17 protein-coding genes are annotated in these 18,754 nt (G+C 63.9%); 3 read left to right on the top strand and 14 right to left on the bottom strand.

What is annotated here, in order from left to right; all coding sequences use genetic code 11:
- Nucleotides 1–3: 3 nt before the first annotated feature.
- The 4 genes from PJE01S_RS10215 to ahpC form a co-directional block, all read right to left on the bottom strand.
- Complete coding sequence (locus PJE01S_RS10215) at nt 4–1,431, bottom strand: cytochrome ubiquinol oxidase subunit I (protein WP_068833376.1); 1,428 nt, start codon at nt 1,429–1,431, stop codon at nt 4–6.
- Nucleotides 1,432–1,572: 141 nt separating this feature from the next.
- Nucleotides 1,573–1,713: a hypothetical protein gene (locus PJE01S_RS25110; protein WP_157090282.1), complete on the bottom strand. Its 141-nt coding sequence runs from the start codon at nt 1,711–1,713 to the stop codon at nt 1,573–1,575.
- Nucleotides 1,714–1,903: 190 nt separating this feature from the next.
- Nucleotides 1,904–3,475: an alkyl hydroperoxide reductase subunit F gene (ahpF, locus tag PJE01S_RS10210; RefSeq protein ID WP_068833374.1), complete on the bottom strand. Its 1,572-nt coding sequence runs from the start codon at nt 3,473–3,475 to the stop codon at nt 1,904–1,906.
- A gap of 105 nt (nt 3,476–3,580) precedes the next feature.
- On the bottom strand, nt 3,581–4,144 hold the full coding sequence (gene ahpC, locus PJE01S_RS10205; RefSeq protein ID WP_068833372.1) for an alkyl hydroperoxide reductase subunit C: 564 nt from the start codon (nt 4,142–4,144) through the stop codon (nt 3,581–3,583).
- Between the two features lie 426 nt (nt 4,145–4,570).
- On the opposite strand from ahpC, the gene PJE01S_RS10200 reads away from it, so the two are divergent.
- Together PJE01S_RS10200 and queC are read left to right on the top strand one after the other, a co-directional pair.
- Nucleotides 4,571–5,749 (top strand): fumarylacetoacetate hydrolase family protein, encoded by a 1,179-nt coding sequence (locus tag PJE01S_RS10200; protein WP_068833370.1) that lies wholly within the window; start codon nt 4,571–4,573, stop codon nt 5,747–5,749.
- 18 nt (nt 5,750–5,767) lie between these two features.
- The gene (gene queC, locus PJE01S_RS10195; RefSeq protein ID WP_068833368.1) at nt 5,768–6,466 is read left to right on the top strand and encodes a 7-cyano-7-deazaguanine synthase QueC; all 699 of its coding nucleotides are present in this window, start codon (nt 5,768–5,770) and stop codon (nt 6,464–6,466) included.
- A 10-nt stretch (nt 6,467–6,476) separates the two neighbouring features.
- On the opposite strand, the gene PJE01S_RS10190 is transcribed toward queC, so the two are convergent.
- From PJE01S_RS10190 to ilvA, 8 genes are all read right to left on the bottom strand, one after another.
- Nucleotides 6,477–8,087 (bottom strand): MFS transporter, encoded by a 1,611-nt coding sequence (locus PJE01S_RS10190; protein WP_068833366.1) that lies wholly within the window; start codon nt 8,085–8,087, stop codon nt 6,477–6,479.
- Entirely contained in the window at nt 8,088–9,917 is a 1,830-nt protein-coding gene (locus PJE01S_RS10185; protein WP_068833364.1) for an ABC transporter ATP-binding protein/permease, read from the bottom strand.
- Between the two features lie 37 nt (nt 9,918–9,954).
- The gene (locus PJE01S_RS10180) at nt 9,955–10,908 is read right to left on the bottom strand and encodes a 5'-nucleotidase (RefSeq protein ID WP_068833362.1); all 954 of its coding nucleotides are present in this window, start codon (nt 10,906–10,908) and stop codon (nt 9,955–9,957) included.
- Between the two features lie 60 nt (nt 10,909–10,968).
- On the bottom strand, nt 10,969–11,526 hold the full coding sequence (locus PJE01S_RS10175; RefSeq protein ID WP_068833361.1) for a histidine phosphatase family protein: 558 nt from the start codon (nt 11,524–11,526) through the stop codon (nt 10,969–10,971).
- Nucleotides 11,527–11,632: 106 nt separating this feature from the next.
- Nucleotides 11,633–12,469 (bottom strand): adenosylcobinamide-GDP ribazoletransferase, encoded by an 837-nt coding sequence (locus PJE01S_RS10170; RefSeq protein ID WP_068833359.1) that lies wholly within the window; start codon nt 12,467–12,469, stop codon nt 11,633–11,635.
- Between the two features lie 43 nt (nt 12,470–12,512).
- Entirely contained in the window at nt 12,513–13,565 is a 1,053-nt protein-coding gene (cobT, locus tag PJE01S_RS10165; RefSeq protein WP_068833357.1) for a nicotinate-nucleotide--dimethylbenzimidazole phosphoribosyltransferase, read from the bottom strand.
- Nucleotides 13,528–13,863 (bottom strand): cysteine-rich CWC family protein, encoded by a 336-nt coding sequence (locus tag PJE01S_RS10160; protein WP_068833355.1) that lies wholly within the window; start codon nt 13,861–13,863, stop codon nt 13,528–13,530. Before PJE01S_RS10160 ends, cobT begins: the two co-directional genes overlap by 38 nt.
- A gap of 10 nt (nt 13,864–13,873) precedes the next feature.
- On the bottom strand, nt 13,874–15,496 hold the full coding sequence (gene ilvA / locus PJE01S_RS10155) for a threonine ammonia-lyase, biosynthetic (RefSeq protein ID WP_157090281.1): 1,623 nt from the start codon (nt 15,494–15,496) through the stop codon (nt 13,874–13,876).
- Between the two features lie 241 nt (nt 15,497–15,737).
- Between ilvA and PJE01S_RS10150 the strand changes: the two genes are divergently transcribed.
- Nucleotides 15,738–16,196 carry an OsmC family protein gene (locus PJE01S_RS10150; protein WP_068833353.1) on the top strand — a complete coding sequence of 153 codons (459 nt, stop codon included), beginning with the start codon at nt 15,738–15,740 and terminating at the stop codon, nt 16,194–16,196.
- Nucleotides 16,197–16,304: 108 nt separating this feature from the next.
- Here PJE01S_RS10150 and coq7 read toward each other — a convergent pair whose 3' ends face one another.
- Both coq7 and PJE01S_RS10140 read right to left on the bottom strand, forming a co-directional pair.
- Nucleotides 16,305–16,934, bottom strand: coding sequence for a 2-polyprenyl-3-methyl-6-methoxy-1,4-benzoquinone monooxygenase (coq7, locus tag PJE01S_RS10145; RefSeq protein WP_068833351.1), 630 nt, complete (start codon nt 16,932–16,934; stop codon nt 16,305–16,307).
- A gap of 167 nt (nt 16,935–17,101) precedes the next feature.
- Entirely contained in the window at nt 17,102–18,403 is a 1,302-nt protein-coding gene (locus PJE01S_RS10140) for a porin (protein WP_068833349.1), read from the bottom strand.
- Between the last annotated feature and the right edge of the window lie 351 nt (nt 18,404–18,754).

Here is an 18,754-nt window from a genome sequence, read left to right as displayed (position 1 = left end):
TGATCAGCTCCTGGTATCGGCAAGTGCGGCCGCGTCGTCTTCGACGGCAGACATCGGACGCGCGGGTGTACGGTCGTGGCCCGGTCCGCCCACAGCTTGCGGTTCGCCTTCATGCATCACCGGACCCTTGCGCACCAGCCTGAAGATGTACGCGATGCCGATACCGAAGACGAAGAAATACGAGACAACGAACAAGGCCAGCGACAATGCCAGTTCCGGTGCGCCATGGGGCGAGACGGCATCTGCCGTGCGCATCACGCCGTAGACGATCCACGGCTGGCGGCCGATCTCGGTGGTGTACCACCCGGCCAGCAGTGCAACCAGGCCTGCTGGGCCCATCCACAAGACGGCGTGCAGGAAGAGGCGACCCCGGTGGAGTTTTTCGCCACGCCGTAGCAGCAGGCTCCAGACTCCGAGAAGGATCATCAGCATGCCCAAGCCGACCATGATGCGAAAACTCCAGAAAATGATGGTCGAGTTGGGGCGGTCCTCTGGTGCGAATTCCTTGAGGCCTTTGATCTGCCCGTCCCAGGTATGGGTGAGGATCAAGGAACCCAGGCGCGGGATTTCCAGCGAGAAACGAGTCTCCTCGCGCGCCATGTCGGGCCAGCCGAACAGGATCAGGGGCAGCGCTTCATTGCCACGGTTCTCCCAGTGGCCTTCCAGCGCGGCGATCTTGGCCGGCTGGTGTTTGAGCGTGTTGAGGCCATGCATATCGCCGATCACAGCCTGGATTGGTGCCACCACCAGCAGCAACCACATTGCCATCGACAGCATCTTGCGAATGGCCGGGTTGTCGCGTCCGCGCAGCAGGTGCCAGGCCGCCGAAGCGCCCACAAAAAGCGCGGTGGCCAGGAAGGCTGCCACGCTCATATGGACCAGTCGGTAAGGAAAGGACGGGTTGAAGATGACCTGCAGCCAGTCGACCGGCACGACCCGGCCATTGAGGATTTCATAGCCCTGCGGGGTTTGCATCCAGCTGTTTGAGGCCAGGATCCATGTGGTCGAGATCAGTGTTCCGATGGCGACCATCGCCGTGGCCAGGAAATGCAGGCCGGGGCCGACCCGGTTCCAGCCGAAGAGCATGACACCCAGGAAGCCGGCCTCAAGGAAGAAGGCCGTCAGGACCTCGTAGGTGAGCAGGGGCCCCGTCACTCCGCCGGCAAACAGGGAGAAGGCGCTCCAGTTGGTGCCGAACTGGTAGGCCATGACCAGACCGGAGACCACCCCCATGCCGAAGTTGACGGCGAAGATCTTCGACCAGAAGTGGTAGAGGTCCCGGTACACCGTCTGCTGCGTGCGCAGCCAGCAGCCCTCAAGTACCACCAGATAACTTGCCATGCCAACCGTGATGGCCGGGAAGATGATGTGGAAAGAGATCGTGAAGCCGAACTGGATACGCGCCAGCTCAAGCGTTGTGAGGCTGAACATAGTGTCACGTCCGTGAGGTAGGGGCTATAGAAACTACATCGCGCCTGCCCGTTACCCTTCGGGCTACGTAAACACTGCAAATGTATATTAACTAAGCTGCTTGATGCAAACCAGGCAGGCGCCGTACCGGGACCGACGCGATCAACTCGGTATCAGCAAGATGCTCGCGAAAGCGATCCAGATTTTTTCGGGGTCATAAGGCAACTTGTCCATCATTGCAAGGTTGGTCACCATGGTGCTGTTCTGGCGCAGCAGGGTGTAGCCATCGGCAGGTGACCGCATCGACGGCCACATCGAAGGCGTTGGCGAGATCGTCCTGAACGTTGGCGCGGCCGAATGAGTTGCGGCGTGCCCGTGAAGATCTACAGCGTCTTCACCAGCTTGGCCTGATACCGGGTAGGCCTTTAGCAGGCTGCCTGACGACAAAGCCTGCCCCCAGGCGCCATGAGGCCCCGGAGGCAGTTGACCGCAATCAGGCGCTGGGTGCCGTGCTGCGTATCAGGTGGTCAAACGCGCTCAGCGAGGCCTTGGCGCCTTCACCGGCGGCGATGACGATCTGCTTGTACGGCACTGTGGTGCAGTCACCGGCGGCGAACACGCCCGGCACACTGGTATGGCCCCTGGCATCGACAATGATTTCGCCAAAGCGCGACAGCTCGATCCGGCCCTTGAGCCAGCCGGTATTGGGCAGCAGGCCGATCTGCACAAAGATGCCTTCCAGGTCGACGGTCTTGATCTCGTCGCTGGTGCGGTCCTTGTAGGTGATGCCCGTCACCTTCTTGCCGTCGCCATTCACTTCCGTGGTCTGCGCGTTCAGGAGGATGCTCACGTTGGGCAGGCTTTTGAGCTTGCGCTGCAGTACGGCGTCGGCCTTGAGTTCGCCCGCAAACTCCAGCAGCGTCACATGCGCCACCACGCCGGCCAGGTCGATGGCCGCTTCCACGCCCGAGTTGCCGCCACCGATCACGGCCACGCGCTTGCCCTTGAACAAGGGGCCATCGCAGTGCGGGCAATAGGTCACGCCCTTGGTACGGTACTGCTCTTCACCGGGCACGTTCATGTTGCGCCAGCGCGCGCCGGTGGACAGGATCACGGTCCTGGCCTTCAGGCTGGCGCCCGACTCCATCTGCACCTCGATCAGGCCGCCTTCGGTGGCGGCGGGGATCAGGGCCTTGGCCGTTTGCAGATTCATGATGTCCACGTCGTAGTCGCGCACATGGCGTTCCAGGGCCGACGCAAACTGCGGGCCTTCGGTCTTTTGCACCGAGATGAAGTTCTCTATGTCCACGGTGTCCAGCACCTGGCCGCCAAAGCGCTCGGCTGCCACGCCGGTGCGGATGCCCTTGCGGGCCGAGTACACCGCCGCTGCGGCGCCGGCTGGGCCGCCGCCGACGATCAGCACATCAAAGGCCCCCTTGGCGCTCAGCCTGGCGGCTTCGCGCACGGCGGCTCCGCTGTCGACCTTGCTGACGATTTCGGCCAGCTCCATGCGGCCTTGGCCGAAGCGCTCGCCATTCAGGAAGATGGTGGGCACGCCCATGATTTCGCGTTTTTCCACTTCGTCCTGGAACAAGGCGCCATCGATGGCCGTATGGGTGATGCGCGGGTTGAGCACCGCCATCAGGTTCAGCGCCTGCACCACGTCGGGACAGTTGTGGCAGGACAGCGAATAAAAGGTCTCGAAATGGAAATCGCCGTCAAGGTTTTTCACCTGCTCAAGCAGTTCGGCCGCTTCCTTGGAGGGGTGGCCGCCAACTTGCAGCAGCGCCAGCACCAAAGACGTGAATTCATGGCCCAGCGGCACGCCGGCGAAGCGCACGCCGGTGTTCACGCCGGGGCTGGTGATGAGAAAGGAGGGCTTGCGCTCCTGGTCATCGCGGCGTTCAACGACGCTGATCTTGTCGTTCAAGGCCTTGATTTCCTGGAGCAATTCCTGCAGCTCGCGCGAACCCTTGCTGTCGTCCAGCGAAGCCACCAGCTCTACCGGGCGGGTCAGGCGCTCCAGATAGGCTTTCAATTGGGCTTTGAGGTTGTTGTCAAGCATTGCAGACTCCTTGGTGGATGGGAATTTTTGGGAAAAAAAAGCCCGGGCGCCAGGCACCCGGGCGTCTTCAGCAGTTCAGCTGTGAGTGTTTAGCGGTGCGCCAAATCAGATCTTGCCGACCAGGTCGAGCGAAGGCGACAGGGTGGCTTCGCCTTCCTTCCACTTGGCAGGGCAGACTTCACCGGGGTGCGATGCCACGTACTGGGCCGCCTTCACCTTGCGCAGCAGCTCGGAAGCATCGCGGCCTATGCCGCCCGCGTTGATTTCAACGATCTGGATCTTGCCTTCCGGGTCCACCACGAAGGTGCCGCGGTCGGCCATGCCGTCGGCTTCGATCAGCACGCCGAAGTTGCGGGAAAGCGCCAGCGTCGGGTCGCCGATCATGGGGTACTTGATCTTGCCGATGGTGTCCGAGGTGTCGTGCCAGGCCTTGTGGGTGAAGTGGGTGTCGGTGGACACGCCGTAGATTTCCACGCCCAGCTTCTTGAACTCGGCGTAGTTGTCGGCCAGGTCGCCCAGTTCGGTGGGGCAGACGAAGGTGAAGTCAGCGGGGTAGAAGAAGAATACCGACCACTTGCCCTTGGTGGATTCGTTGCTCACTTCAACGAACTTGCCGTTGTGGAATGCGGTAGCCTTGAACGGCAGAACTTCGGTATTGATCACGGACATTGAGGTTTCCTTTTGGGTTGGATGTTGAACACAGGACTGAAGAATAGGCCAGACAAGGCAATCAATCCAATCAATTGATTTCATTGTGTCAATTGATAATTGCTATTGTACGATTGGCCGCGTCCTTCTGCAAGAGGCAAGAGGAAGAGACGGACCCAACCGGGCCGGGCTGCCCGCGGGTGCGTATTGCTATTAATTTGGTAGCTTCTTGCGCAGTCTGGCCGGGCGCGAGAGGTTTATTTGGCTGTAATTTTTGGAAAAAATCCTGGCTGGCAGACCTTGGACGCGTCGCCATCGCGGGTTCTGACATCGGGGCCGGGGCCGCCTGTATTTCAGCGTAGTCCGCACTCGCCATCGTTTTGGCCTTTGTCGCTGTAGTATTGGCGGCATCAACTTTTCCGTGTCCACGGCCCAGCGACTCAATCCATGAAAAACGCCCTGAACCTTTCCCTGTCTTTGCCCACTGACGCCGCGGATGCGCTGCTGATTGGCCGCGTCTGGCTGGAGGGCAGCGGCCCGGTGCTGGCGCTGGTCCGTGCCGATGCCGTGTTTGACCTGTCCAGCCTGGCGCCAACGGCCAGCCAGTTGCTGGAGTTGCCGGATCCGGCGCTGGCCGTGCGTGCGGCGGCCTCTTCGCTGCCGCGCCTGGCGGATACCGCTGCGGTGCTGGCCAATACGGCGCAGGATGCGCGCGATCCCGCGCTGCCCTGGCTGCTGGCGCCTTGCGACCTGCAGGCCATCAAGGCGGCCGGCGTGACTTTTGTGGCGTCCATGCTGGAGCGCGTGATTGAAGAGCAGGCCCGCGGCGACGCCAGCAAGGCCGAGTCCGTGCGCCGCGCGGTGGTTGGCGTGATCGGCGACAACCTGAGCCGCATCAGGCCGGGCTCGCCCGAGGCCGCCCGGCTCAAGGAGGTGCTGATCGCCCAGGGCGTCTGGTCGCAATACCTCGAGGTGGGCATCGGCCCGGATGCCGAAATTTTCACCAAGAGCCAGCCGCTGAGCGCCGTTGGCACGGGCGCCGAAGTCGGCATCCATCCGCACAGCCACTGGAACAACCCGGAACCCGAAATCGTGCTGGCCGTGAATTCGCGCGGCGAAGTGCAGGGCGCGGCCCTGGGCAACGACGTGAATCTGCGCGATTTCGAAGGGCGCAGCGCGCTGCTGCTGGGCAAGGCCAAGGACAACAACGCTTCCTGTGCGATTGGCCCCTTCATCCGCCTGTTTGACGCGCATTTCACCCTCGACCATGTACGCCGCTGCGACCTGAGCATGACGGTGAGCGGCCCCGAGGGCTTTGAGATGAAGGGCGGCAGTTCGCTCAGCCAGATCAGCCGCGACCCGCTGGACCTGGTGGCGCAGGCGATTGGCGCCAATCACCAGTACCCCGATGGCTTCATGCTGTTTCTGGGCACCATGTTTGCGCCCACGCAAGACCGCCACGGCCCCGGCCAGGGTTTCACGCATGTGGTGGGCGATGTGGTCACCGTCTCGACGCCGCAGCTGGGCAGCCTGGTGAACCGCGTCACCACGTCCGACAAGGCCGCGCCCTGGACCTTCGGCATTTCGGCGCTGATGCAAAGCCTGGCGCGCCGCGGCCTGCTGTAAGCAAAAGGGAGATCGACCATGCATACCTCCGCGCTCGTTCTATTTTCCGGGGGTCAGGACTCCACCACCTGCCTGGCGCTGGCGCTCTCCAAATACGAGCGCGTTGAAACCATCGCCTTTGACTACGGCCAGCGCCACAAGGTGGAGCTGGACGCGCGCCTGAATGTGCTGCGCGAAATCAAAAGCCGCTTCTCCCAATGGGCGCCCAAGCTGGGTGAGGATCACCTGCTGGACCTGGCCGTGCTCGGGCAGGTCAGCGACACCTCGCTGACGCGCGACGTCGCCATCAAGATGGAAGGCTCGGGCCTGCCCAACACCTTTGTGCCGGGGCGCAACCTGCTGTTTTTGACGCTGGCGGCGGCCCTGGCGTACCGGCGCGGCCTGCAGGTGCTGGTCACGGGGGTGTGCGAAACCGATTTTTCGGGCTACCCCGACTGCCGCGACGACACCATCAAGGCCATGCAGCTGGCGCTTTCGCTGGGCATGGACAAACGCTTTCTGATCGAAACGCCGCTGATGTGGATAGACAAGGCCGACACCTGGCGCCTGGCCCATTCGCTGGGCGGCCAGGCCCTGGTGGACCTGATCGTGGAGCACACCCACACCTGCTATCTCGGTGACCGCATCCACCGGAACGACTGGGGCTATGGCTGCGGGCAATGCCCGGCCTGTGAGCTGCGGGCGCGCGGCTACCAGCGTTTTGCCGAAGCGAACTGAGGCCTCGACGTCAGGCGCGCACCAGGCCCTCCACCACGCAGCGGGTCACCAGCGGCGGCTCGGCGCCGATATGAAAGCCGAGCTTGCGCTCGCGCAGCGCCACGTCGCTGGCCGTCACGCGGTCAAAGCGACGCAGGTGCTCGGTCCATGATTCATCGACGATCTGCTCGACAAAGCGCCCGGGCTGGTTGACGTCGCGCAGCAGTTCCCACGCCAGCGCCCCCTGGCGCAGGCGGCTGCGGCGGCTTTCCTGCATGAGGGCGCGGAAAGCATCGGCCCGCGCCGGATCAATCAGGTAGTCGATCGTGACCACCACATGGCCGAGGCCCGGCGGGGCCTCGGCCACGGGCGCCTTGAACTCGCGGGACGGCGTCAGGTCCTCCTCGATGCTGAGGTCGACCACCCAGCGCTGCGCCAGCAGCATGCTGATGCTGCCGCTGAGCGCCGCCACCAGCAAGCCGGTCGCAATGCTGGTGAGCGTGGCCACCTGGCCCCACAGGGCCGCGCCCAGCGCGCTGGCCCCCATGATGGCCATCTGGTACATCGACATGCCGCGTGCGCGCACCCAATCGGGCAGCGACAGCTGGGCCGACACGCTGAGTGAGTTGGCGCACGAAATCCAGGCCATGCCATTGAGCAGCATGGCCGGCACCGCGACGTACACATTGGGCGCAAACGCCATGACGGCGGTGGAGGCCGACTGCAGCAAGGTGGCGCGCAGCACCAGCGTGTCGCCCGCCATCATCTGGCGCAGGCGCGGCAATTGCATGGCGGCGATGATGGCGCCGGCGCCCATGGCGGCCAGCAGCAGCGTGAAGGTGCCGGCATCGCCGCCGTGCAGGCGGCGCGCCACCAGCGGCAACAGGGCCAGCAGCGCCGTGGAATGCAGGAAAAACAGCGAGACGCGCAGCAGCACCGAGCGCAGGCGGCTGGACTGGCGGACAAACTGCAGCCCCACGCGCATGGCGCTGACCAGGCGTTCGCGGCCCAGCGGGCTGGGCGAATGGTCGCGCCGCCAGCGCATGATGACAAAGCCTGAAATCACCGACAGCAGGGCATTGAGCACGAACACATAAGCCGTGCCCGCACTCGCAATCAGCGCGCCGGCCACCAGCGGCCCGACGATGCGCGAGGCATTCATGGCCACGCCATTCAGGGCCAGCGCCGCCGGCAGCTGCGGGCGCGGCACCAGTTCGGGAACGATGGCCGCAAATACCGGCCAGCGCATGGCCAGGCCGACGCCATTGGCGAAGGTCAGCGCCAGCAGCAGGGCCGGCGTCATGACACCGGCGATCACCGCAATGCACAGCAGCGTGGCGACGCCGGCGACCCAGAACTGCGTCATGATGAAATAGCGCCGGCGGTCCAGGATGTCGGCCAGCGCTCCGCTGGGCAGGCCCAGCAGGAATACCGGCAGGGTGGAGGCCGACTGCACCAGCGCCACCCAGATGGGCGTGGTGGTCATGGACGTCATCATCCAGGCCGCCGCCACGTCGTTCATCCACATGCAGATATTGGCGACCAGCCAGGTGCTCCACAGCAGGCGGAACACCGGGTGCTTGATGGGCGCCCAGGCCGAGAGGGATTCGGCCGCGGCGGCCTGGGTCAACACCTCCGGCATTCAGGCGATCTCCTGTACCTGGCGTTCCTGGATGCGGTACAAGGCCGGCGAGCCCTCGGGCATTTTCTCCAGTTCCCAGCGCCTGGTGTGAAAAGCCGCCACGCTGGGGCGGTGGGCAATCGAAACCAGGCTGCCATGCATGGTTTTCACATGCGCCATAAGTTTTTCATACAGCGTTTTCTCGGCCGCCTCGTCCAGCGCGCTGGTGGCTTCGTCGGCAAAAATCCAGGTCGGCTTTTTCAGCAGCACCCGGGCAATGGCCAGGCGTTGCTGCTCGCCGCCCGAGAGCTTCTGGCTCCAGGCGTCCTTGTCGTCGAGCCGGCTGGCCAGCTGCGACAGCTGTGCGTCGGCGAGCGCCCGCTTCAGGGCCTCGTCGCTGTATTGTGCGGCGGGCTGCGGATAGGCCAGCGCGTCGCGCAGGCTGCCATCGGGAAAGTAGGGGCGCTGCGGAATGAACATGGCGTCCGCCGGCAGCCGGGTCCGGCCCTTGGCAAACGGCCAGATGCCCGCCAGGGCACGGAACAGCGTGGACTTGCCGCTGCCCGAGGGGCCCTTGACGAGCACGCTCTCGCCGGGGCCGGCCTGCAGCGACAGGTCGCTCAGCAAGGTGGCGCCCGTCGGCAGCGTCAAGGTCAGGTGGCTGGCGGACAGCGCGTCGGCGCCGGTCACGGAGTGATCGTCGGTTGCTATTAAATTGCTAGCTGCTTGCGCCCGTCCCTGCTGGACTACGCTCGAAATGTGGTCTTCAAAACTGGTCAGGCGGTCGGTCGTGGCGCGCCACGCGGCCAGGCTGCTGTAGTTGTCGACCAGCCAGCTCAGCGAATCCTGCACCCGACCGAAGGCTGACGCTATCTGCATGAGTTCGCCCAGCTGGATCGCCCCGCTGAAAAAGCGCGGCGCCGCCACGATGAAGGGAAACACCACCGCCGCCTGGCCAAAGAAGTTGGTAAACCAGACCAGGTTTTTCTGCTTCTTGATGAGCCGGATGTAGTTGCCCAGCACGGCGGCAAAGCGGGTGTCCAGCTGCACGCGCTCCACGGCTTCGCCCTTGTCGAGGGCAATCGATTCGCTGTACTCGCGCACCCGCACCATGTGGTGGCGAAAGTCGGCCTCGTAGCGCTGTTGCTGGTAGTTGAGCCTGATCTGCGGGCGGCCGATGTAATGGGTGATAAGGCTGCCGACGGCGCAGTAGAGTACGGCCATCCAGACCATGAAGCCCGGAATGCTGTAGCTGCTGCCGCCCAGCGTGAAGGCGAACGCGCCCGAGAGCGACCAGAGGATGCCGACAAAGCTGAGCAGGGTGACCACGGCATTCAAGAGGCCCATGCTCAGCGAAATGCTGTAGCTGGTGAAAAGGTTGATGTCTTCCTGGATCCGCTGGTCCGGGTTGTCCGGGGTGTTGGCGCTGTTTTTTCCGGCACTTGAAAAGCGCGCCAGCTCCAGCTTGTAAAACGCATGGTCGGCCAGCCAGCGCTGCAGGTAGTGCGTGGTCATCCACGCGCGCCAGCGCACTTCCAGCAACTGGGTCAGGTAGAAGCGGTACACCGCGATCAGGATGAAGGCAAAGGCCAGGTAGGTGAAGCGGCCCAGCTGCGTCCAGAACACGGCCGCGTTCTTGTTTTGCAGTGCGTCGTAGAACACCCGGTTCCAGTCGTTGAGCAGCACCAGCATGTAGACCGCGCCCAGGTTCAGCAGGACGATGGCCAACAGCAGGCCGCGCGCCTTCCATTTGTCTTCGGAGCGGAAGTAGGGGGCCGAGAGGGCCCAGACCCGGGCGCCGAAGTGCCTGAAGTCGCTGAATTTGTGGGCAAGGCGGGAGAGCAGATTCATGCGGGGTCTCTTGATGGATTCAATGAAGTCAATGGATTCAGGCCTGCGGATTGGCGACACCGCTGGCCACATGGCCAGAGGGCACATGCTGGGCCGCCGAATGCACATGGCCGGTCTGGTCGTCAAAGAAAAAGTCGGGTTCGAATTCGCGCAGGAACTCGCCCTTGGCCAGGCCGCCCAGGAACATGGCCTCGTCGACCTCGATGTTCCAGTCCATCAGCGTGCGGATGGCGCGCTCATGCGCCGGCGCGCTGCGCGCCGTGACCAGCGCCGTGCGTATGCGCATGTGGGGCGTGCCGGCCTGCTGCAGCCGGTGCAGCGCCTGCAGCAGAGGCATGAAGGGGCCGGGCGGCAGGGGCTTTGCCGCCAGCTTGCGCTCATGCTTTTGAAAGGCGTCCAGTCCGTTGCGCTGGAACACCCGCTCGGCCTGGTCGGAAAACAGCACCGCATCGCCGTCGAAGGCGATGCGAACTTCGTTGGGGTAGGTGCTTTTGGCATGCACCGAGTGCGTGGCCACGGTGGCGGCGGCAAAGCCCGCATCCAGCGCCGCCCTGACGTCATCGGGGTTCGCCGACAGGAACAGGTTGGCCTGCAGGGCGCGCAGATAGTTGTAGGGCGGGCGGCCCTTGGTGAAGACGCCGCGCTCCAGCTTGAGCTTGTTGACGTCGGCGGAACGAAACACCCGCAGCCCGGAGACCGGGTCGTTGCGCGACAGCATGACGACTTCCACGCGTTTGGCATCCGTGTTGAAGGCCAGCAGCTTCTTGACCAGCGAGAAGGCCACGCCCGGTTTGGCCGGCACGTCCAGCCGCTCCAGCTGGAGTTTCATGTAGGCATCGTCATGGGGGCGACCGGGGACAGCGCCGGCTTCAGCGCCGGGGGCCGGTGCGCCCGTCAGGGCGGCTTCAAACACGCGGTTTTCCTCTTCAAAGTCAAACAGGGCGCGCGAGGAGATTGCCACCACGAGCTGACCGTCAAGATTTGCTGCCATGGGAATGCCTTGTTCTGGTCGGAGTACGCCTGGAGTAACTGCGGCCCGGGGTTAGGCGGGTCACAGGTCCCGTGTGTGCCATTGTCCATATTTCGGGGCGTGCGGCGGCCACTGGTCGGCGCGCTCGATGTGACGCAGGCCACTCGTCAGCAGGTCCACCGCCCGGATCACGCCGGCATGGGTGATCCACAGCGTGTCCTGGCCGTGTTCGCCGGGGGCCTGCAGCGCATCAAAGGCGGCGGCCACCCGCGCCATGAAGCGGCTCACGCTCTCGCCGACCGCGCCCACGGGGTAATCGGCAAAGTCGCGGCTCCAGGCCTGCAGCTCGGTTTCGGCGATAGCCTGCCAGGCGCGGCCCTCCCAGTGGCCAAAATCCATTTCCTGCAGCCGTGCATCGGTTTTGTAAATCAAATCGGGTCTGAGCCCTTGCAGGGCCTGCGCCAATTGCTCACATCTTTGTAGCGGGGAGCTGGCGACCCGCAGGCGCGGGGGCAGTTGCGCGGCCAGGCTGCGGGCGCATTGCGCGGTGGCCTCGGCATCGGCCGCCATGTCGAGCCGGCCATAGCAAATGCCGGCGGCGACCAGAGGCTGGGCATGGCGGACCAGCCAGAGCTTCATGCGGAGACGGTGGGGGTCAAGGCGAAACCCGCCCCCTCGGTGGGGCAGCGCAGTACGCGTAGCGTTCTCGAAGAGCGGCGTAGCCACAAGCGTGGGGGCCACATTTTCATAGACTCACCGCCAGCCCCAGGTAAAAGGCGATTTCGCAGACCTGCTGCGTGGCCCCCAGGCAGTCGCCGGTAAAGCCCTGCAGGCGATGCTTGAAAAAGCGCAGCAGCCACAGCAGGGCGAGCCCGGAAAAGCTGCAGCCGACTATTAAATTCGTAGCATCCAGCACAAGACTGGCGAGGGCCAGTGCCATAAAACACCATGTAAACGCGACCAGCAGGCTGGCCGTCGAGATCTGGTCGGCCAGCGGCTTGGATTTGGACGTCGCGGTGTCGCCCACATGCGGCAGCAGGCGAATCATCAGCAGCGGCAGGCCGCGCGAGACGATGTGGCCTGTCCACAGGGCGGTGCACGCATACCAGCCGCTGAAAAGCGTGCCTTCCCAGCCGGCGGGGCTGCCTTCGACCGAGCCCAGGATGGACAGCAGCGCGACCTTGCACAGCAGCGCCAGCATCAGCGCCATGGCGCCAAACGCCCCCACGCGCGAGTCCTTCATGATTTCCAGTGAGCGCGCGCGGTCGTAGCTGCCGCCCAGGCCATCGGCCACATCGGCCAGGCCATCTTCGTGGAAGCCGCCCGTCAGTAGCAGCGTGGCGACGGTGCTAAACACCGCCGACGCCAGCGGCGTGAAGGTGGTGTCGGGCAGCACGCCCTGCAGCAGCGCATAGACCGCCGCCGCCACGGCGCCGACCACCACGCCAATGCCCGGAAAGTGGGCGGCACTGGTGCGCAGCAGCTCGGGGCTGTAGCCCACCCAGTCGGCCAGCCGCCCGGTGATGGGGATGCGGGTGAAGAACTGCACGGCGAGCAGGTATTCGCGGATGAATTGGGCCATCAGTGCCCCCGCCCCGCGAACTTTGTGCGACGCGTGCCCATCGCTATTTCTGGCTCACGCCAGCCGACTCGAAGCTCGCCATTTCGTTGAGGAAATTGGCCGCCGACTGCACCAGCGGCCAGGCCAGCAGCGCGCCCGTGCCTTCGCCCAGCCGCAAATCGAGTTCCAGCAGCGGCTTGGCCTCCAGCCGCGCCAGCAGCTGTCGGTGGCCGGTTTCGGCGGAGCGGTGGCAAAACACCAGGTAGTCGCGCACGGCCGGCACGAGGGCATGGGCCACCAGCGCGGCGGCGCCGGCAATAAAGCCATCGACCAGCACCACGCGGCGCTCGCTTGCGGCCTGCAGCATGGCGCCCGCCATCATGGCGATTTCAAAGCCGCCCAGGGCCGCCAGCACGCCAAGCACATCGAGCGGCTGGCTCATGGGGTGGCGCGCCAGGGCACGCCTGAGCACGTCCTGCTTGTGCAGCAGTTGCGGATCATCCAGCCCGGTGCCGCGTCCCGTCGCGTCCTCGATGCGCGTGCCGGCCAGCCGCGCGAGCAGCAGGGCCGCCGGCGAGGTGTTGGCAATGCCCATTTCGCCCAGGGCCACCACATTGCCCGGCAGGGCCTGCAGGACGTGCATGCCGGCGCTCAGCGCCGCCTTGGCCTGGTCCCGCGACATGGCAGGGCCCTGGCACAGGTTTTTCGTGCCATAGCCGATCTTGCGTGGCAGCAGCTGTGGATGCGCGGGCAGTTCGGCCGCCACGCCGGCATCCACCACCCGCAGCGCAAAGCCGTGCTGGCGGGCAAACACATTGATGGCCGCGCCCCCGGCCAGCATGTTGCCGACCATCTGCACCGTCACGGCCTGCGGATAGGCCGACACGCCTTCCGCGGCAATGCCGTGGTCGGCGGCAAACACCACCATCTGCGGCTCGCGCAGCGTGATGCTCTCCTGGCGCTGTATCAGGCCCAGCTGCAGGGCCAGGTCTTCCAGAGCCCCAAGTGCGCCCAGCGGTTTGGTCTTGTGGTCGATCTTGTGCCGCAGCCTGGCCGCCAGCGCGGCGTTGCTGGTGGCCTCAATCGCGGGCAGGCGAAACGGTGTTTGTTCGTTCATGGGTGATCTGTTGGAGGCAGGCGGGGCAGTAGCAGGAGGCGGTGGCCGCACCGGCCTCGCCTGGCGGGGTGCGGGCGGCCGGCACCGGCATCACCTGCGGCAGCTGCACGCACCAGCATTCGGCGTCACCGGCGCAGGTGTCAGCCCCCACGCTGACGCTGCCCCCCAAGGGGGCTGTGCTTGCTTGGGGCGGCCCTTCGCGGCGCACCATGCCGCAGCGAAAACCGGCGCCGCAGCGCGGGCACACCGAGGTGCTTGGCAGCGCAGGGGCGGTGGACGGTGCGGCAGGGGCGGTCATGAGGGGGTGTTCAGCTTTGCAGAAACAGCCGGTACGCCGGATTGTCGGTTTCTTCGACATGCGGGTAGCCCAGGGTGTCCAGAAAGGCCTTGAAGGCCTTGTTGTCGGCCTTGGGCACCTGCAGGCCCACCAGGGTGCGGCCGTAGTCGGCGCCCTGGTTGCGGTAGTGAAACAGGCTGATGTTCCAGCCCGGGCGCATGCTGGACAGGAACTTCATCAGGGCACCGGGCCGCTCGGGGAAAACAAAGCGCAGCAAACGCTCGTCCTTGGCCAGCGCGCTGTGGCCGCCCACCATGTGGCGGATATGTTCCTTGGCGAGCTCGTCGTGCGTCAGGTCAAGCGCCTTGAAGCCGTGGCGCGAGAAATTCGCCGCAATCTTGCTGCTCTCGCCCTTGGCCGAGGTCGTCAGGCCGACAAACACATGGGCCTGCGCCGCGTCATTGATGCGGTAGTTGAACTCGGTCACGCTGCGCGGACCGCCGGGCAGCTCGCCAATCAGCTCGCAAAAATGCCGGAAGCTGCCGCGCTCTTCGGGAATCGTGACGGCAAACAGGGCTTCGCGCTCCTCGCCCACTTCGGCCCGCTCGGCGACAAAGCGCAGCCGGTCGAAGTTCATGTTGGCACCGCACAAAATCGCGGCGTAGGTCTCGCCCCTGGTCTTGTGCGTGGCCACATACTGCTTGATGGCGGCCACGGCCAGCGCACCGGCGGGCTCGACGATGCTGCGCGTGTCGACAAACACATCCTTGATGGCGGCGCAGACCGCGTCGGTATCGACGCTGATGAATTCATCCACCAGCTCGCGGCTGATGCGGAAGGTTTCCTCGCCCACCAGCTTGACGGCCGTGCCGTCCGAAAACAGGCCCACGTCGTTCAGGGCCACGCGCTTTTTCGCGCCCACCGACTGCATCATGGCGTCGGAGTCGTTCATCTGCACGCCTATGACCTTGATCTCGGGGCGTACCGCCTTGATGTAGTTGGCCACGCCGGAGATCAGCCCGCCGCCGCCTATGGCCACAAACACCGCGTCGAGGCGGCTGGAGCCCAGGGTTTGCAGCTGCATCAGGATTTCCATGGCAATCGTGCCCTGGCCGGCGATCACGTCCGGGTCGTCAAACGGGTGCACAAAGGTCAGGCCGCGTTTTTTTTCCAGCAGCACGGAGTGCGCATAGGCGTCGGAGTAGCTGTCGCCATGCAGGACAACTTCAGCGCCCCAGGCCTTGACGGCATCGATCTTGAGTTGCGGGGTGGTGGTCGGCATGACCACCACGGCGCGGGTACCGAGTTTTTGCGCGCTCATGGCCACGCCCTGGGCGTGGTTGCCGGCCGAGGCGCAGATCACGCCCTTCTTGAGCTGGGCCGCATTCAGGTGCGCCATCTTGTTGTAGGCGCCGCGCAGCTTGAAGCTGAACACCGGCTGCTGGTCTTCGCGTTTGAGCAGTACCGTGTTGTTCAGGCGCTGGCTGAGGTTTTTGGCGCGCTCCAGCGCGGACTCGACGGCCACGTCATAGACCCGCGCCGTGAGAATTTTCTTCAGGTAATCCGCGGGCTTGAGCCCTTGAGGAGCGGCTTTACCGGCCGCTTTCGCGGCGCGGGGGGAGGAGCTGGCAGGCGTTTTGATCTTGGATGGCATGTTTTTTCTCGCAGCCGGACATCATAACGGGCAAGAAAAAAGGCCCAGACCTTGCGGTCTGGGCCTGTAAATCCACCCTTTGAGGAGGTGGAGGAGACAACCAGTGCAAAAATACGAAAATTCGGTATTGATGCGATGATCCCATTATAGCGGAGTCATGTTGCGCTGCACCATATTCCTGTGGCGAAAATTGCACATTTCAGGTTTTATTCATAAATATTTTGCATAAGGAGTGGCATTGATGGAATGCACAGTGAGCTGGACAGGCACAAATGCGGCGACCGGGTCGCGCTCGGGCATGACGTTTCTCGCGGAAACCGGCAGCGGCCACACGCTGGTGATGGACGGCGCACCGGATGCCGAGAAGCCGGAAAACGGCGGCGCCAATCTGGCGCCCCGCCCCATGGAAACCGTGCTGGCCGGCACCGGCGGCTGCACGGCCTACGACGTGGTGCTGATTCTCAAGCGCGGCCGTCACGATGTGCGGGGCTGCTCGGTCAAGCTCAGCTCGGAAAGGGCGCCGGTGGACCCCAAGGTGTTTACCAGGATACACATGCACTTCGTGGTCACGGGGCGTGGCCTGCCGGCCAGTGCGGTGGAACGTGCCATTGCCATGAGCCACGACAAATACTGCTCGGCCACCATCATGCTGGCCAAGACGGCGGACATCACCACCAGCTTTGAATTGCAGGAGGTTTGAGGATTTTTGGATGCCAGCCCTTGCTGGGCCGGCGTCATTAGCTATTGAAACAATAGCTGAATCGGTTTGTTTTGCCGCACCCGGCGGCGGCTTCAAACCATCAAGCCTTCAAAGATAGTGCGCCGTCGTGGTCATGACCCTGGCGGCCGAACGCATGAGCGCCTTGATGGGGGCCGGCAGCTGCAGCGCGCCGGCGTTTTCGGCTTCCCGGGCGTGCGCGGCTTCATCGGTTTTCATTTGCGCCACGATGGCACGTGATTCGTGGTCGCCTTCGGGCAGGCGCTCCAGGTGGCTCGCCAGATGCGCCTCCACCTGGCGTTCCGTTTCGACCACAAAGCCCAGGCTCAGGTGATCCCCCAGGCGGCTGGCGACCAGTCCCAGCCCGAAGGCGCCGGCGTACCACAGCGGGTTGAGCAGGGACGGGCGGGCGCCCAGTTCATCCAGACGGGTTTTGGTCCAGGCCAGGTGGTCGCCTTCCTCGCGGCTGGCTCCCAGAAAGTGCTCGCGCAGGACGGGGTCACGCGTGCCCAGCGCCTGCGCGGCATACAGCGCCTGCGCGCAGACTTCCCCCACGTGGTTGACCCGCATCAGCGCGCCCGACAGGGCCTTGTCCTGCACGCTCAGTTCGGTGCGCTGATCGGCGACGGTCGGACAGGTCCGGCTGGCGCGGGGTGTGGCAAACAGAGTACGCAGTGCGCCATCGGCGGCATTCAGGGCGGTGTCAAGTACAGAATTCATGGAGTGCTCGCTTTGGGGCTTCGCAGGCGGGGGAATTGAGAAATAGTGAAGCTGATCGTAGCGCCAGTGCAGACAAGTGGGAACAAGCAAAAGAAAAGCCCCCAGTCAGGGGGCTTTTGAGTGCAGCTCTTTCGAGCTGCTTTAGAGTTGAAAGCGACGTACGCTGATCAAAACTTGTGGTTGATACCGAAGGCGACATTGGTAGAACCAACGCCTGCGGCAGAAGTAACGCCACCCAGGAAGCCAGCTTCGCCCGGTGCAGCCTGACCCGTTCCCTGGTTGTTGAAACGTGTCAGCACGGCATTCAGGTTGGTGCGCTTGGACAGCGCATAGGTGTAGGTTGCACCGTAGGAGTTGGTGCTCGCATTGTTCGGGCGCTTGTCTTTCAGGCGGTTGTAGGCAACCACCCAGGTATGAACGCCGCTGGTGAGTTTGTAGCCAATGTGTGCCAGGTATGCATCTTGCTGGAAGGCATTGTTGTAAGCGTTCTGGAACGCAGCACCAACTGCCGCAGCACCAGCCGCGCCCAATCTTGCAATGAGGGCTGGACTGCTGCCAACCTGGGTGCCAATGGTGGATAAATTGGTGGGGTTTTCATCCTTGATGGTGGCGTACTGGCCATACAAGGTTCCAGGTCCCACATCAACGGAGCCACCGAACACATTGTTTTCAAGGGATTTTTGACCCAGCTCGTTGTTGCGCTGGTTGCGGCCATAGCCCACCGCGAATCCGTCGCCCTTGTACATCACCATGCCGCCGAAGAAGCGACCCGCAGAACTCCCCTGACCAGCAACCTCGCCGGCGCCATACATCAAGGTGGCGGTGATGCCGCTGGTCTGGATCGCGTATTGGATGGTATTGCTCAGGCGAATGTCGATAGAAGGCGGAAAGCTGGCGACCTGGCCAGCTGCCAGGCTCGACTGGGTTTGGGAGGCGTCAAACGTTGCGCCCACGAGGTAGCCTGGGGTGTACTGCCGGCCGAGGGTCAAGGCGCCAACCGGGGTAACCAGGCCCACAAAAGCCTGGCGGTCAAACAGGCGGTTGCCCGTAGGGCCCACATTCACACCCAGGCTGTCGGCAATTACGGCATTGACCGTTGGAATGACCAAAGGAGCAACCGCCGCCGCCGCGCCCGTCAATCCGAGGCCTGCGGCGCTGGACATCCGGTCAGGCAACTGTGCGCCGGACGGCGGCCTGTTGGAAACAGAACCCGTGTCCAGTTCCAGGCGATTTTCCAGCGTGAAGATGGCCTTGTAGCCGCCGCCGATATCCTCCGTGCCGCGAAGGCCGAAGCGCGAGCCATCCATGATGCCGCTGTCAATGCGGGTGGCCGAGCCATTTTGAAGCCCGGTGATGTGGTTGAGGCCGCCATCAAGAATACCGTAGAGGGTCACGGTGCTCTGCGCCATGGCGCCTGTGGCCGACAAAAGGCCCATCATTGCGGTTGCAACAAGAGTCAGTTTTTTCATGGAGTCTCCAGGAGTTTTAATTAACGGTAAATCTTCGCCGCAGTTTGTATTTCGACGGTGTATTCAGCGCGGTTTCGATGGGAAAGATTAATGGGGATGTCGCAAACCGTAAAGGGTGGCACTACCGGGGGTATCGCGTTTGCGACAGGGGAAAACCCTGTATTCGCCAAGGCTGCGTGAGGCCGAAAAAGACCTGCGCTTGCCGGGTTCCTTTTGTGAGTTCTTCCTCTGCAGACGCCGGTCCTTCTGCTGCAGCGCACAGGCTGCAGCTGGTTCGCCTGCGAGGTGATCAGGCTGGGTTAGGCTTTGATCTCTATTTTCCGGGGGGCGTGGTAATAGAGCGACACGCAT

Source organism: Polaromonas jejuensis NBRC 106434, assembly GCF_001598235.1.
GTDB lineage: Bacteria > Pseudomonadota > Gammaproteobacteria > Burkholderiales > Burkholderiaceae_C > Polaromonas > Polaromonas jejuensis.
Note: the sequence above shows the minus strand (reverse complement) of the source record. Positions and strands in the feature narration are given on the sequence as shown.

Coding starts and splice junctions, on each gene's coding strand:
- queC (WP_068833368.1), top strand. CDS start 5,768: ATGCATACCTCCGCGCTCGTTCTATTTTCCGGGGGTCAGGACTCCACC.
- ahpF (WP_068833374.1), bottom strand. CDS start 3,475: ATGCTTGACAACAACCTCAAAGCCCAATTGAAAGCCTATCTGGAGCGC.
- PJE01S_RS10185 (WP_068833364.1), bottom strand. CDS start 9,917: ATGAATCTGCTCTCCCGCCTTGCCCACAAATTCAGCGACTTCAGGCAC.
- PJE01S_RS10170 (WP_068833359.1), bottom strand. CDS start 12,469: ATGGCCCAATTCATCCGCGAATACCTGCTCGCCGTGCAGTTCTTCACC.
- coq7 (WP_068833351.1), bottom strand. CDS start 16,934: ATGAATTCTGTACTTGACACCGCCCTGAATGCCGCCGATGGCGCACTG.
- cobT (WP_068833357.1), bottom strand. CDS start 13,565: ATGAACGAACAAACACCGTTTCGCCTGCCCGCGATTGAGGCCACCAGC.
- PJE01S_RS10140 (WP_068833349.1), bottom strand. CDS start 18,403: ATGAAAAAACTGACTCTTGTTGCAACCGCAATGATGGGCCTTTTGTCG.
- PJE01S_RS10175 (WP_068833361.1), bottom strand. CDS start 11,526: ATGAAGCTCTGGCTGGTCCGCCATGCCCAGCCTCTGGTCGCCGCCGGC.
- PJE01S_RS10200 (WP_068833370.1), top strand. CDS start 4,571: ATGAAAAACGCCCTGAACCTTTCCCTGTCTTTGCCCACTGACGCCGCG.
- PJE01S_RS10180 (WP_068833362.1), bottom strand. CDS start 10,908: ATGGCAGCAAATCTTGACGGTCAGCTCGTGGTGGCAATCTCCTCGCGC.
- PJE01S_RS10160 (WP_068833355.1), bottom strand. CDS start 13,863: ATGACCGCCCCTGCCGCACCGTCCACCGCCCCTGCGCTGCCAAGCACC.
- PJE01S_RS10150 (WP_068833353.1), top strand. CDS start 15,738: ATGGAATGCACAGTGAGCTGGACAGGCACAAATGCGGCGACCGGGTCG.
- PJE01S_RS25110 (WP_157090282.1), bottom strand. CDS start 1,713: ATGCGGTCACCTGCCGATGGCTACACCCTGCTGCGCCAGAACAGCACC.
- PJE01S_RS10215 (WP_068833376.1), bottom strand. CDS start 1,431: ATGTTCAGCCTCACAACGCTTGAGCTGGCGCGTATCCAGTTCGGCTTC.
- ahpC (WP_068833372.1), bottom strand. CDS start 4,144: ATGTCCGTGATCAATACCGAAGTTCTGCCGTTCAAGGCTACCGCATTC.
- PJE01S_RS10190 (WP_068833366.1), bottom strand. CDS start 8,087: ATGCCGGAGGTGTTGACCCAGGCCGCCGCGGCCGAATCCCTCTCGGCC.
- ilvA (WP_157090281.1), bottom strand. CDS start 15,496: ATGCCATCCAAGATCAAAACGCCTGCCAGCTCCTCCCCCCGCGCCGCG.